We start from the raw sequence: 13,988 nt of genomic DNA on the forward strand, positions 1-13,988 counted from the left end.
AACAATGACGAACCGCGTCTTGTTTTGACAATACATATCGCAAAGAATACGCTACAATGATGGTATAGTAGTTTTCGGAGGGATTTTTTATGATGAAAAAAGAGTTTGCGGTCATTGGGCTTGGACGTTTTGGGGGGAGTATAGTTCGTGAATTAATGAGTCAGGGTGCTCAAGTGATGGCAATCGACCATTCTTCAGAGCGTGTAGACGAATTTGCTTCTATTGCTACACAAGCCGTCATTGCAGATTCAACAGATGAATCGGTTCTAAATTCATTAGGTATTCGTAATTTTGAACATGTGATTGTAGCAATTGGTGAAGATATTCAAGCAAGTATTTTAACAACCATTATTTTAAAAGAAATTGGTGTTGAGCAAATTACAGTAAAGGCTCAAAATGATTACCATGAGAAGGTATTGCGGAAAATTGGTGCCGACTTTGTAGTCCATCCTGAAAGAGATATGGGTATTCGTATTGCCAATAATATGCTATCGAATACAGTACTAGATTATTTAGAGCTTTCAGATGAACACTCTATTATGGAATTAAAGGCGAATGATGCTATTGCCGGATATTCGATTATGGATTTAGATATTCGAGCTAAATATGGGATTAACATCGTAGGGATTAAGCGTGGTGCTGATATTATCGTATCACCTCAAGCAAGTGATAAGATTTTATTGGGAGATATTATGCTTGTAATTGGTGCTGATGTTGATATAAATCGTTTTGTAAAAAAGGCATTGAATGGGTAATTGGCAATGACAAAACGAAGATGGAGACTAATTATATTTGCGGCTATTTTACTGATCGGAATTTTTGTTATGCAATCTCGTGAAAAAAATGAGCAGGAAGCGATTTCTCTTATTTTAAATGAAGCTACAAAAATTGATTCAATCGAATTATTCCAAGGGGAACAAACGGTATTTCGAGGGTCTGACGGCGAGGCGAAGAACTTTATTGAAAAATACCCTTTAAGTCATGTAAAGAAGCTTTCTAAAAAAGAACGAGCAATTTTTGAAGAAGAGCCCGCCTATCATATTGTTTATAAAATAAAGGACAAACCGCTTTATGAAGTGGACATTTTAAAGGTAGCGATTAGCTCTGAGCTAAGCGAAGAATTGCAACAAATGGTTTTTCCAATCGGTGACGATCAATATATGATTTATTGGGCTCAAGAGAAAAAAGTTTTAGAACAATCAACCAATACTCAACGTTTACTTGAGCAATATCAACATTAATGAAGGTAGTGACACAGCACGTATGGCTGGTCACTATTTTTTAGTTTATAGAAAAGTAATATTTGGAAAAAATGTTTGATTTCAGTATGGCAGTTCGATTAAACTGTGACATAAAGAAGGGGGTAAAATACATGAGGTTTATGTCTAATCGATGTGTGATCGAACGTATACAATCAAAACATTTCATGGATATTCAAGGGCTCTACACAAATGAAAGCGTCAGAGAGTATCTTGGAGGAATTCCACAAAAAAACTATATCGAAGCTTCCTTTAGAGGCATGCTAGAGGCACCATTTCCTAATACATATTTTTATATCTCATTAAAGAAAACAGGGGAATTTATAGGCCTTGTATCCATCGATGAGTATCATGAGCATGAGATGTATGAACTTTCCTATCAATTTTTACCCGAGTATTGGGGGCGGGGGTTAGCATTTGAAGTTCTAACGCAAGTGATTGAGGAAGGTTTGACGTATTTAAATATCTCCTCTATCGTGGCAGAGACACAAACTGCTAATCGTGCATCTTGTCGACTACTCGAAAAGCTAGGGATGAAAAAAGTACAGGTACTTGAAAGATTTGGTCGAGAGCAAGCGGTCTATAAATTAAAAAAAACGAGTGCTGTCACTAGACAAATTGTTGCCATATCAGGCGGAGGATTCTCTCAGCAAATCCCTTCATTTGTTGACCATTATATTTTGAGTCTAATTAAGACAGCTGAACGCATCAAAATTTGTTTTATTCCAACAGCAAGTAATGATGCACAGGGGTATATCGATAAATTTTATTCAGCTTTTACACATTGTGATGCTACTCATATTTTGCAAGAGGACATGAATGACATACAAATTCGAGAAAAAATATTGGCACAGGATATTATTTATGTAGGCGGAGGAAATACCAAGCATCTTTTAGATAAATGGCATGCCTATCAATTCGGGGAGCTATTGAAGGAAGCTTATAAAAGCGGCGTTATTTTAGCTGGCATGAGTGCTGGGGCAATGTGTTGGTTTGACAAATGCTTTAGTGAAAATCAACACAATCATTATGAGGAATACAACGGACTAGGGATATTATCAGGAACTTTTTGTCCACATTATGATGATCCTGAACGAAGCAGGCTATTTAATAGCTGGCAAAAAAATAATGCAACATTGCAGGCATATACGCTGAATGATGCAGAGACGCTTCATTTTAACAATGAAAAACTAGTTGCTAAAATCCAATGCTATTAAAAGGGAAGAAGATTATGGTCAGGTCAAACATGCTAAAGCTTTAAAAGCAGAGATTGGGGGTTTTAGATAATCTTTTCTAATGGATAAAGACAACAAATAGGAAGTGAGGTACTTTACATGCGAATACGAGAAGCAACAAGAAATGATAGTATTCAAATTATAGCAGTTATGACAAATGCGGAGGCATCCAATCTGATGTTATTTGGTCCTGGCGAGCGAAAAATGGAGCCCGAGACATTTGCAAATTATTTAGAAAAGCTTTATCATAGCCGTCATTCAGCATTATTCGTAGCAGAAATAGATGACAAGGTGGTGGCTTATTTAATTGCACAAGGGAATGAAGCAACAAGAATTGCTCATCGTGCTTATCTTGTCATTGGCATCCATAGTCATTATAGGGGCAGAAAAATTGGATCAGCCTTATTTAATCATGTAGAACAATGGGCTAAAGAGAATGGTATCCATCGTCTCGAGTTAACGGTTATGGAAAATAATGAGGCTGGAGTTGCTTTATATAAGAAAATGGGCTTTGAGATAGAGGGAACGAAACGGGATTCCTTGTATGTGGATGGACAATATATCAATGAATATTACATGTCAAAACTTATCTAAGAAATGGAGTAAAAGATGACGACTATCGGTATTTTTTCACCTTCCTCTCCAGCGACGGTTTCTGCGTCGAAACGTTTTGAGCGTGCAAAAGCATTTCTAGAAGAGAAAAATTTTCATATTGTAGAAGGTTCTCTTACTGGCAAATCTGATTATTATCGCTCAGGCTCACCAAAAAAACGAGCAGAGGAATTAAATGAATTACTCCGCAATCCTAGTGTGGATATTATTATGTCTACGATTGGAGGTACCAATTCCAATAGTATGCTTCCTTATATTGATTATGAGGCTTTCCAACGAAACCCAAAAATGATTATAGGTTACTCTGATGCAACAGCCATTCTACTGGCACTTTATGCGAAGACTGGTATTTCAACATTTTATGGTCCAGCGCTCGTGCCATCCTTTGGTGAGTTTGAACCATTAGTCAACGATACATACAAATTTTTTGAGGAGTATTTCTTGCAGCCTCAAACACTCCCTTATGAAATACAGAAGCCTCCTTATTGGTCAGATGAGCCAGTCAATTGGCTAGAGAAAACAGTAGAGAAAAAGGTAATCAAGAATGAATGGAAAACCGTTCGAGAGGGAGTTGTAGAGGGAAGACTAATGGGGGGGAATGTAAATGCCATGTATGGTTTTATTGGGACACCTTATTTCCCTGTCATTGCTGAAGGTGACATTTTATTAATGGAAGATTGTATGAAAAATGCAGCGATCGTGGAAAAGAATTTTGCGATGCTCAAATTGCACGGAATTTTTGACAAAATAAGTGGAATTATTTTGGGTAAGCATGAATGTTACGATGATCTAGGAACCGGACGCCAACCATCTGATATTTTACTAGAACAATTGGACGGTATAAACATACCTATTTTGGCGGAAGTGGATATTTGTCACACACAGCCTATGCATCCGATAGCAATCGGTAAACGAGTGAGGCTAGATGCTACAGCTAAAAAGATATACTGTATCGAACAATGGTTATAAGTACAAAGCCTTGCTAATTTGGCAAGGCTTTATTTATGATGGATTCCTTACATCATCATCAGTTATAGCGTACATTTTGACATTTTTATATTGTCCTTTAATGAACATACTTTTGCGTAGCAGCCCTTCAAACTGCATTCCGGATTTCTCCATCACTTTTTGAGAACCAATGTTTTCTTCCAAGCATCTCGCTTGAATACGTACGAGTTTCAATTCTTTAAATCCAAAGTCAATCAGCTTTTTTGTGGCCTCCGTTGTTAATCCTTTATTCCAATAATCTTCCGAAAGAACATAACCGATTTCCCCCAATTTATGTGTGTGATTAATCGTTACAAAGTCGATGGTTCCGATTAGAGTCCCAGAATATTCAATACCCCAAAGTAAATGATTTTCTTGTTCGTACCCACTTAATATGAGCATCATAAAAGCTTTAGTGTCCTCTATACTTGTATGGGCATGCCATGTAACATAACGGGCTACGTTTTCTCGAGAAGTATAAACGAACATAGCCTCTACATCCTGCTGGGTAATAGGTCTTAAAAGTAGCCTTTCCGTTTTCAAAATGGGTATAGTATATTGCATATGTTTTCCTCCCTTAACATTAGAGTATACAAAAAAGCTGACCTCAGAATGAATGGGGTCAACTTTTTCTAACAGGCAGATGAGGGGATATTTATCATCTGTGGACACATCTTCTAGGCAAAATTTCTCTTTACGGATAGCGCTTATCGGTTGCAGAGGAGTCCTTTGTTTTCGTTTTATGCTGTTCATCTTTGACTTTTTCATTTAGTTCTTCGACAGGTATAGGATCAACAGTTTTCATATCCTCATGTTTATCAAAAATACTTTCCTTCCCTGTATCCAACACATCGGGATTGTTTGTATAGCGAGTTTTTGATTGTTTTTTATTAGTCATTTATGATCACCTCTTACTATACACTTTCACCATTTTACTAGAGTTTAAACATAAGTGTTATTCATAGTCTACCCTTGGATAAAAAACATAAGAAGGGCAGTGAAACAGCCATGACTGTTTCACTGCCCTTTTTCTTAGGATACTATAGTGGCCTTCCCTTGAAGGGCACGTTCTTCCATTGTTACATCAAATTCTTTTTCGGATTTTGATACTACAACACATGCTACGCCATTACCAATTAAATTTGTAACAGCACGAGCCTCAGACATAAAACGATCGACACCAATTAAAAGTGCTATTCCCTCCACTGGTATCATTGGGAAGGCAGCTAAAGTTGCTGCTAATGTAATAAATCCTGACCCAGTTACACCCGCTGCACCTTTAGAAGTAATCATTAAAATTCCAAGTAGTGTAATGATTTGAATCCAAGTTAGGTCCATCCCATATGCTTGTGCAATAAATAAGGCAGCCATTGATAGATAAATGGAAGTCCCATCTAGATTGAAGGAGTACCCAGTAGGAACGACTAAACCTACAACCTGCTTCGAGCAGCCATAATTCTCAAGCTTTCGCATCATAGATGGTAGAGCAGATTCAGAAGAGGAAGTCCCAATTACTAAGAAAATCTCATCTTTAATGTAAGCAATAAATTTAAAGATATTAAATCCAAAGAACTTTGCAATGCCGCCTAAAATAAAGACAACAAATAAAAACATTGTAATATATACGGCAGCCATTAATAGACCTAGATTACCTAAAGATTTTAATCCAAAATTCCCAATTGTATAGGCCATTGCACCAAAAGCTCCGATTGGTGATATTTTCATAACCATACTGACAATCTTGAAGAAAATTTCTGCTACTTGCTCAAAGAATGTGATGACTGGTTTTGCAGGTGCACCGATTGAGGCAGCTGCTAAGCCAAATAAAATAGCAGAAAATAGAACAGGCAATAGTTGACCAGTTGCTAATGCGCCAACTACATTTTCGGGAATAATACTAGAGATAAATGCACCTAAGCCCTGCTCAGATTCAGCTGCAGCAGTTGTATATTTCGAAATATCAGCATCAGATGCACCTGATGTATCTAAACCTGTACCAGGACTTACAATTAAAGCAACAGCAATGCCGATTGCTAAGGCAATTGTAGAAACGATTTCGAAGTAAAGTAATGCTTTACCTCCGATTTTCCCGACCTTTTTCATATCTCCCATACTGCCAATTCCAATAACGACTGTTAGGAAGATAATTGGAGCAATTAACATTTTAATTAATTTAATGAATAGATCTGCTAAGATTTTTAAACTAGCACCAAACTCGGGGAAAATGGCTCCGACAATAATCCCAAGGATGATAGCTACTATAACCTGAACAGTCAAATTTTTCAGTAACTTCATTTTTTGCTACCTCTTTTCTAAATTTTCTCTTTGATATCGCTTTCACTAGAATCATCATAGCGAATACTTCATAAAAAAAGAGATTTAGAAAATAAGAAACATAACGTTCATTAAGTACATTTCCTTATATCCACATATAAATATAGTAAAATCAATAACTATCTCTGTTATGGTACGCTATAGTTAATATATTATTGTTATAATACAAAAGCATAAAGTAATAATAAAGTTCATTATAAATAATCAAATAATAATATTGTTCATTAAATTCAATATTTTCTGCTACTTATATAGACTAAAGTGTTGTCAAAAGAATTTTTTGCAGATAATCTTAAAACCATATCATAAAAAGTGTGTCACTACTAATGAGAATGCGAATTTGAAAGGAAGGAACTATTGAATGATGAAAATGCCTGTGAACGGCAAAATACTGTTAGTGACATTTTTAATCATTGCACTCTCTTTTTTACTAGGTGGTATTTTTGTACTCGGTAACCTATTATCTGAACAGGAAAAAGATTATGGTCAGCGAGCAATGCTTGTAGCACGAACCGTATCGAATGTACCAGAGTTAAGTGTTCATTTGAACAATGACAATATAAAAGAATCCGCGAAAAATATTAATAAAATAGTAGATGGCATTAGGGTGATTAATAAAGCAGAGTATATTGTTGTGATGAATATGGAACGTATTAAATTATCACATCCAGTAAGTAAGGAATTAGGAGAGCGTAGTGAGTCGCAGGATTTAAATGCAGCATTTAGTGAGCATTATTATGTATCAAAGGCACGTGGAGAATCGGGTGTTATGATACGCGCTTTTGTGCCCATTATAAATGACAAAAGGGAACAAGTGGGGATTGTAGTAGTAGGCTATTCATTACCAACTTTGCTAGAAATGCTACAAAGCTATGAGCGAGAAATTATGATTACCATTGTTATCTCGCTGATTTTCAGTATTTTTGGTGCATATACACTTGGAAGGCATATAAAAAAACAAATGTTTGGACTTGAACCTCATGAAATTGCAAAAATGTATGTGGAAAGAACAGAAACGTTTAATGCTATGCATGAAGGAATAATAGCCGTTGATAAGGAAATGAATATAACGATTTTTAATGAGAAAGCGGCTGTTATTTTAGGCGTTACTAGGAAAATAGAGGACTGTATTGGACAAAAAATTTATGATGTTTTGCCCGATACCCGTTTGCCTGAAATTGTTGAAACAGCAACACCTGTTTATAATCAAGAGCTGTACATTAATCATCATAGTATCTTAAGTAATCGTGTACCCATTATTGTGAATGGCGAGTTAGTCGGTGCAGTTGCTATGTTTAAGGATTTAACAACTGTGAAAAAGCTTGCGGAGGAAGTAACAGGTGTAAAGGCCTTTGTTCAAGCATTACGTGTGCAAACCCATGAGCATAAAAATAAGATTCATACAATTGCTGGGCTATTACAATTGGGACATACAAAGCAAGCGCTTGAATATGTTACAGTCACTACTGAAATTGAAGCATCCTTGACGAAATTTTTAAACGAACGCTTTCATAATGAAAATATTTCAGGTTTGCTATTAAGTAAAGTAAGCTATGGAAAAGAGCTTGGTATCGAGGTTGAGATTGATCGAAAAAGCCATTTTAAACGCTTTCCTCCTCTATTAGATCACCATGATTTTGTTGTGTTACTGGGCAATTTAATCGAAAATGCTTTTGAGGCTTTAAATGTCCTTTCGAAGGAAGATAAGTATGTAGCCATCTCTGTAGATGAGCATGATGGCGTCTTAGCGATAGCAGTTTCCGATAATGGAATTGGCATGTCCAAAGAGGTACAGGATCGTATGTTTGAAAATGGATTTTCGTCAAAGGCTAATGAAAATCGGGGCATTGGCTTGCATTTAGTCTATGAAATTGTAAGAAAAGGCAATGGAGATATTGAAGTAGTGAGTGAATTTATGAAAGGAACAAGTTTCTTAATTTTATTTGAGTTAGGAGAAGTATAGATGGATGTAATAAATGTCTTATTAATTGAAGATGATCCAATGGTACGTGAAGTGAACAGGCAATTTATTGAGCAAATCCAAGGTTTTTCATTAGTTGGCTATGCTAGTAATGGTATTGAGGGAATTCAAAAAATTAAACAATTAACCCCTGAGCTTGTCTTTATGGACATTTTTATGCCAGAGCAAGATGGCATTATTACGTTAGGGAAAATCAGAGAGGAGCATCTTCCTGTCGATGTGATCGCGGTAACTGCCGCGAATGATATGCCCACTGTGCAACGTATTTTACACTTAGGTGTATATGATTATATTATGAAGCCTTTTACATTTGAGCGGATTGAGCAAACTTTAAAAAATTATCAAAGCTACAGGAAAAAAATAAGCGGTATGCAGGATTTAACCCAACATGATGTAGACCATCTTATGCAGCAACGTCTTCCGGAGCAAGTTGTCGTTACAACGACAGGAGCGGAAGCAATGATTATAGCGGAGCTACCAAAAGGGTTTAATCGAGCTACTTTAGATAAGGTACTTGCCTATATTCAAACAAGTGGAGGGGCAGTATCTGCCGAGGAGGTATCTACTTATATAGGTACAGCACGTGTTACAGCTAGACGCTATCTTGATTTTTTAGAAAAGCAAAATCTATTAAAAGTAGATATCCAATATGGAAGTGTAGGACGTCCTATTCATCGTTATTATATTTAATCATTAGTTTTCTAGATTTATAGGTGGAAAAGTAATCCCCTTTACATGTATGTGACTCTAAAAAATAGAGCCCATATAGTCATTTTTATTTCTCTAATATATAGAGGGATGAAAATGGCCTTTTTTGTTGTTGGCAATTTAGGAGCGTAACATTGAGCAATAGTTTATTTACTAGTATGAATAGTAGTACCTTACTTTGACAATACATATAGCAAAGAATACGTTACAATATGGAAATGGTCCGTTACCTTAAAAAGTAAAATGGTTTAGGTAAAAGAAAATTTTTAAGTTAGCTTATGGGAAGTAGGTTAGGCATATGTTTAACGTTCGAAAAGAGGCACTGTTGAAATTTTTGAAAATATTATTCCCAGTAATACTTTTGGCGATTGCTATTTATGAAATTCAACAAACAGTGAGTGGGATAGATGTTCATTTACTACAAAAAGAAGTGAATGAGCTGCAGCTATGGGAGCTTTTATTAATTTTTCTGATCACCTTTGTCGCGATTACGCCAATGATATTTTACGATGTTATTTTAGTAAATATATTAGGTATTAAAATCAATAAACGTAATTTGCTTAATCATTCATTTATTGTCAATACTTTTTCAAATCTTATTGGCTTTGGCGGGTTAGTAGGTATATTCTTACGTGATTACTTTTATTCAAAATATAAAGAAGATAAAGAAGGCATGATAAAAAGTATTGCTTCGGTAACACTGTTTTATTTAACTGGAATTTCTTTGTTAACGTGGGTTATGTATATATTCTTTTGGGATTTTCCGTTGCTCAAAGAAGAGCGATGGTTATCGATTGCTGTTATACTGGTCAGCCTATATGTACTAGCTTTTTGGGCGACGTATCTGATTCGCTATAAAAAGGAAAGTTCTTTAAAACCAAAACTATCTCTTCAATTAATGATCACTTCAGTAGCAGAGTGGCTAGCTGTATTTTTCGTGATCTGGGCTTTAACACTTATCGTGAAGATTCCAATTGGTTTATCAGCATTAATTCCCATATTTTTAATTGCTTCTAGTGCAGGAATAGTCAGTATGATACCTGGCGGAGTTGGCTCCTTTGATCTCGTTTTTTTATGGGGAACACAAAGTATAGGAATTGCTGATGAAAAGGTGCTGTTTCTATTAATTTTGTACCGTGTCGGCTATTTTGTTCTACCATTTTTAGTTTCCGTACTCTTATTTATTAAAGAATATTGGATGCGTTGGAATGAATCTTGGGATGACTTACCTACTATTATTTTTCAGAAACTCAGCCATACGCTATTAACCATATTGGTGTTTATAGCTGGCATTATTTTATTGCTATCTGCAGCTTTGCCTGGGGTACTAAGTCGTCTAAAAATTGCTCAGGAGTTTTTATCCTCGCCCATTATGAATGTATCCCATCAATTGACCGTGGCAGCTGGCTTTATACTGTTAGGATTATGTAGGGGAATCAAATACAAAGTAAAAAGGGCATACCAGCTCGCGATTGTGGTGCTAAGTAGTTCGGCGCTATTTTCAATTTTTAAGGGTTTTGATTATGAGGAAGCGATTTTTTTAGTCATTGTCGCAGTGTTATTAATGGTGTCCAAAAAGCAGTTTTATCGAGAAAGTTATGTTTTGACGTGGGGGATTGTCATAATTGACCTTGCTGTAGTAACTGTTATCACAGCGATGTATGTGGTAATTGGCTATGTCAATTTACCCTCGGCTAAAATTCATTTTCCTAGTGCCCTACAAGACTATATGATAACCGATTATCAGGACCTCTTTAATAGTGCGATCATCGGCATTCTGATCGCCATTGTTATTTTTTATATAGGTTATTTTATACGGACACCTAAAAAAATGGTAAAGCTTTTATCTAAAGAGCAGGAGGAAGCTATTAAAGATCATTTGAAGTCCTATGGAGGAACGGAGTATTCACATTTGATTTTTTTGCATGATAAATTTGTACATTGGAATGAAAAAGGAACTGTTTTATTCTCTTATCAAATTTATGCAGATAAGATTATCGTTCTTGGAGATCCGGTTGGTAATGAATCTGATTTTTTATCTGCTATCCAGGAATTTTTGGAATTGGCTGATCGTCATGGCTATACACCTGTCTTTTATGAAATTAACAATAAAATTTTCTCTGCATTACACGAGTATGGATATAGTTTCTTTAAGCTTGGCGAGGAAGCCTTTGTAGATTTAGAGAAATTTACGTTCACGGGTAAAGAAATGAAGGGCAGTCGAGCGATAAGAAATAAGTTTGAACGGGAAAATTATATAGTAGAAATAATGAGTCCTCCTTATTCTCAGGAAGTCATGAAGGAATTGAAAGAGGTTTCAACAAAATGGTTGCAGGGAAGGGCAGAGAAAGGTTTTTCACTTGGTTTTTTTGATGAACACTATTTAAGCACTTCCAAGATTGCTGTTTTACGTGGCGCGCAAGGAACGTTCGGCTTTGCTAGTATTATGCCTATGTATGATCAAGGCGAAAGGGTGTCAGTAGATCTGATGCGTTTTAAGCCAGGATCACCATCTGGAACAATGGATTTCATTTTCCTATCATTATTTGAATGGGCAAAATCGGAGGGCTATCGTGACTTTAATATGGGGATGTCGCCTTTATCCAATGTCGGACAGTCTAGATATTCCTTTTTAAGTGAAAAAATAGCTGCGCAAATCTTTCTACACGGACAGCATTTTTATCATTTTAAAGGATTAAAAAACTTCAAGTTAAAATATGCAGATTTTTGGGTACCCAAATATGTAGCCTATCGGAAAAAATCTTCATTACCATTCACGATGGCACAAATCACATTGTTAATCGGGCAAAAGAGGAAAAAGTAAGTCATGTAGACTTAATAATTTTTTTGCGTGAATAGATATCATTCAGGTATTGAAGCAAGAAAGCAGGGCTTTCAACTGTAGGAAAACTCAATGATTTTTGAGTTTTCCTACAGTCTTTTTTCTTTTACAATAAAATAAAGTAACGCATTTGATTTCCACTACGGGCGGACGCTTTCCGCTTTTCCCGCAGGAGTCGCCGCCCTCCGTTCCAATCAACTTCTACATAAAAACTCCGTATTCAGGAAAAGCATTGTATGCGATGGACAACCTTAAGAGGTCCTGAAAAATTGTCCATGCAGGCGATGCTTACATTTGCTGCCATGAAATAGCAACTATGCTCGAAGAATATATTGAAAATGGCAGTTATTTACCAAATATTGAAAAATAAAAAAGAAGGAAAAATGACAAAAGCCGTCTAGACTGAACTTCTCGATGACTTTTGTCAACAGTCTGAGCCCTGCATAAAGCAGGCTTTTTAGCGTCTAAAATATAAAAGCTAAGTTTTAATTATTTTTTTATCAACAGCAATGATCTCTTATACGAAGTCTTCACTTTTTTTCTAGTGTTTCAACATCCATATGCTCAGCAGTAGGTCTGCCAGCTTTTAATAAGACTTTACTGCCCAAAAGGAAAAATCCTTGGATAAATAAGAGGATTCCTGTACCGATAAGTAGCCACTCGATAGCAATAATATCTGCAATTGGACCGAAGATTAGCATACCTAAAGGCATCATAGAGGTAGATATCATACTGAGAATGCCAAATACTCTTCCCATATAATCACTATCCACTTTTTCTTGTAATAACACCGTTGCGGGTGTGTTAAAGATTGGCATAGCTATTCCAGTAACGGTCATGATCATAAGATACAGCCAAAAAAACGGTATGACTCCTAGAGCCAATGTACAAAGACCAAATAATAAGGCAGATAATGTCATCGTATGCACTTTATTTTTAAAGCCACCCCATGTTGCGATTGCAATACCACCCATTAACATCCCAATGGCAAAGGCCATCTCGATGGCAGTCAAACGCCAGACATCATTACCAAAGCTACGGGTAACTTGTAAAGGTGTTAAAAAGGCAGCAGGTGCAGCAAGCAGCATGAAAAAGGCAAAGAACAAGAATAGATGTTTTAAGAAAGCATGCTCTTTAATGTAGATGAAGCCTTGTTTCATATCACTAAAATAACCTGTTGTTTGTGGCTGATTAGCTTTTGCATGCGCAGGAATGTGCAGAAATATTAAGAAGATAGCGATGGCAATAGCAGCCGTCGTAACATCAATAAAGAAAATAGACTCGATTGAAGCCATCGTTAATAATGCTCCACTTGCCATAGGTGCAAGAATCATAATAAAAGCTTGAATACTACTATTTGCACCATTAACTTTCATTAAATGCTCTTCAGGTACAAATTGCGGTAAAATAGCGCCAACCGCTGGTGTTTGAATACCTGCACCAACTGCACGTACCGCTGATATAACAAATAGTAGCCAGAGCTCATCATAGCCGATTAAAAATAAAATAGCTAAAATGAGCGTGGATAAGGCGATCAGGCCATCTGCCAAGATAATAAGCCATTTTCGGTTATAGCGATCTGCCCAGACACCAGCAATAGGTGCTAAGAAGAAGGTTGGTAAAAAGCCACAAATAATCGAAATGGTCATCATGCTACCTGATTGCGTTGTAAGCGTGATATACCATGTAATGGCATATTGTACAAGAGCAGAGCCAAAAAGTGAAATCGTTTGACTACTTAAAAAAAGTATTGTGTTACGTTTCCAATGTTCCAAATTCGTCATCCCTTTCTAACAGTAGTGCCTGTGTGGAAAGTAAAAAGACAACAAAAAAGAGGGGAGTAGAAGCCCCCTCTTTTCCAGTATTCCTAAAACAGACTAGACCTAATTCCATTTTCCTTGCACAGCAGGCAAAGTGTACGCATATTTAATTAGTAATGTGAAATCGTAGTCTAATTGAAGCTGTCATTTGGAATACCCTCCGTTCTATATAAGCTGTGTTGATTGTAGCATACAGTTCATGACTGGGTA

General features: G+C 36.3%; 12 protein-coding genes. 8 read left to right on the forward strand and 4 right to left on the reverse strand.

Translation table 11 applies throughout. The annotated features are described in order from the left end of the window. The first annotated feature begins 92 nt into the window (after positions 1-92). The 5 genes from AC1Q6O_RS02655 (at position 93) to AC1Q6O_RS02675 (ending at position 4,075) form a co-directional block, all read left to right on the forward strand. A complete protein-coding gene (locus tag AC1Q6O_RS02655) occupies positions 93-755 on the forward strand; it encodes a potassium channel family protein (RefSeq protein WP_004224679.1) in 663 nt (220 codons plus the stop codon). Positions 756-761: 6 nt separating this feature from the next. Next, positions 762-1,241, forward strand: a complete 480-nt coding sequence (locus tag AC1Q6O_RS02660) for a hypothetical protein (protein ID WP_043989686.1) — start codon at positions 762-764, stop codon at positions 1,239-1,241. Positions 1,242-1,372: 131 nt separating this feature from the next. Continuing rightward, entirely contained in the window at positions 1,373-2,476 is a 1,104-nt protein-coding gene (locus tag AC1Q6O_RS02665) for a GNAT family N-acetyltransferase (protein WP_107921541.1), read from the forward strand. Positions 2,477-2,593: 117 nt separating this feature from the next. Then, positions 2,594-3,088, forward strand: coding sequence for a GNAT family N-acetyltransferase (locus AC1Q6O_RS02670; protein WP_107921540.1), 495 nt, complete (start codon positions 2,594-2,596; stop codon positions 3,086-3,088). 15 nt (positions 3,089-3,103) lie between these two features. Further along, positions 3,104-4,075: a S66 family peptidase gene (locus AC1Q6O_RS02675; RefSeq protein WP_089985226.1), complete on the forward strand. Its 972-nt coding sequence runs from the start codon at positions 3,104-3,106 to the stop codon at positions 4,073-4,075. 33 nt (positions 4,076-4,108) lie between these two features. Here the strand turns inward: AC1Q6O_RS02675 and AC1Q6O_RS02680 are convergent, their stop codons facing one another. The 3 genes from AC1Q6O_RS02680 to AC1Q6O_RS02690 all read right to left on the reverse strand — a co-directional run bounded on the left by AC1Q6O_RS02680 (position 4,109) and on the right by AC1Q6O_RS02690 (position 6,388). After that, on the reverse strand, positions 4,109-4,657 hold the full coding sequence (locus AC1Q6O_RS02680; protein WP_089985228.1) for a GNAT family N-acetyltransferase: 549 nt from the start codon (positions 4,655-4,657) through the stop codon (positions 4,109-4,111). Between the two features lie 130 nt (positions 4,658-4,787). Further along, entirely contained in the window at positions 4,788-4,991 is a 204-nt protein-coding gene (locus AC1Q6O_RS02685; RefSeq protein ID WP_012293071.1) for a YczO family protein, read from the reverse strand. Between the two features lie 134 nt (positions 4,992-5,125). Then, complete coding sequence (locus AC1Q6O_RS02690) at positions 5,126-6,388, reverse strand: dicarboxylate/amino acid:cation symporter (protein ID WP_036123616.1); 1,263 nt, start codon at positions 6,386-6,388, stop codon at positions 5,126-5,128. A 400-nt stretch (positions 6,389-6,788) separates the two neighbouring features. Here AC1Q6O_RS02690 and AC1Q6O_RS02695 point away from each other — a divergent pair, with 400 nt between their 5' ends. From AC1Q6O_RS02695 to mprF, 3 genes are all read left to right on the forward strand, one after another. Beyond that, positions 6,789-8,390 carry an ATP-binding protein gene (locus tag AC1Q6O_RS02695; protein WP_089985231.1) on the forward strand — a complete coding sequence of 534 codons (1,602 nt, stop codon included), beginning with the start codon at positions 6,789-6,791 and terminating at the stop codon, positions 8,388-8,390. Further along, positions 8,391-9,098 (forward strand): response regulator, encoded by a 708-nt coding sequence (locus AC1Q6O_RS02700; RefSeq protein ID WP_008174055.1) that lies wholly within the window; start codon positions 8,391-8,393, stop codon positions 9,096-9,098. A 316-nt stretch (positions 9,099-9,414) separates the two neighbouring features. Then, entirely contained in the window at positions 9,415-11,940 is a 2,526-nt protein-coding gene (gene mprF, locus AC1Q6O_RS02705) for a bifunctional lysylphosphatidylglycerol flippase/synthetase MprF (RefSeq protein WP_342532123.1), read from the forward strand. Positions 11,941-12,488: 548 nt separating this feature from the next. Here the strand turns inward: mprF and AC1Q6O_RS02710 are convergent. After that, a complete protein-coding gene (locus AC1Q6O_RS02710; RefSeq protein ID WP_008174050.1) occupies positions 12,489-13,742 on the reverse strand; it encodes an MFS transporter in 1,254 nt (417 codons plus the stop codon). Positions 13,743-13,988: the final 246 nt, after the last annotated feature.

It is taken from the genome of Lysinibacillus sp. GW823-FHT06C08, from assembly GCF_058795135.1.

What these genes read in the sequence shown, in the direction of transcription:
- AC1Q6O_RS02655 (WP_004224679.1), top strand. Translation starts at nt 93, where the DNA reads ATGAAAAAAGAGTTTGCGGTCATTGGGCTTGGACGTTTTGGGGGGAGT.
- AC1Q6O_RS02660 (WP_043989686.1), top strand. Translation starts at nt 762, where the DNA reads ATGACAAAACGAAGATGGAGACTAATTATATTTGCGGCTATTTTACTG.
- AC1Q6O_RS02665 (WP_107921541.1), top strand. Translation starts at nt 1,373, where the DNA reads ATGAGGTTTATGTCTAATCGATGTGTGATCGAACGTATACAATCAAAA.
- AC1Q6O_RS02670 (WP_107921540.1), top strand. Translation starts at nt 2,594, where the DNA reads ATGCGAATACGAGAAGCAACAAGAAATGATAGTATTCAAATTATAGCA.
- AC1Q6O_RS02675 (WP_089985226.1), top strand. Translation starts at nt 3,104, where the DNA reads ATGACGACTATCGGTATTTTTTCACCTTCCTCTCCAGCGACGGTTTCT.
- AC1Q6O_RS02680 (WP_089985228.1), bottom strand. Translation starts at nt 4,657, where the DNA reads ATGCAATATACTATACCCATTTTGAAAACGGAAAGGCTACTTTTAAGA.
- AC1Q6O_RS02685 (WP_012293071.1), bottom strand. Translation starts at nt 4,991, where the DNA reads ATGACTAATAAAAAACAATCAAAAACTCGCTATACAAACAATCCCGAT.
- AC1Q6O_RS02690 (WP_036123616.1), bottom strand. Translation starts at nt 6,388, where the DNA reads ATGAAGTTACTGAAAAATTTGACTGTTCAGGTTATAGTAGCTATCATC.
- AC1Q6O_RS02695 (WP_089985231.1), top strand. Translation starts at nt 6,789, where the DNA reads ATGATGAAAATGCCTGTGAACGGCAAAATACTGTTAGTGACATTTTTA.
- AC1Q6O_RS02700 (WP_008174055.1), top strand. Translation starts at nt 8,391, where the DNA reads ATGGATGTAATAAATGTCTTATTAATTGAAGATGATCCAATGGTACGT.
- mprF (WP_342532123.1), top strand. Translation starts at nt 9,415, where the DNA reads ATGTTTAACGTTCGAAAAGAGGCACTGTTGAAATTTTTGAAAATATTA.
- AC1Q6O_RS02710 (WP_008174050.1), bottom strand. Translation starts at nt 13,742, where the DNA reads ATGACGAATTTGGAACATTGGAAACGTAACACAATACTTTTTTTAAGT.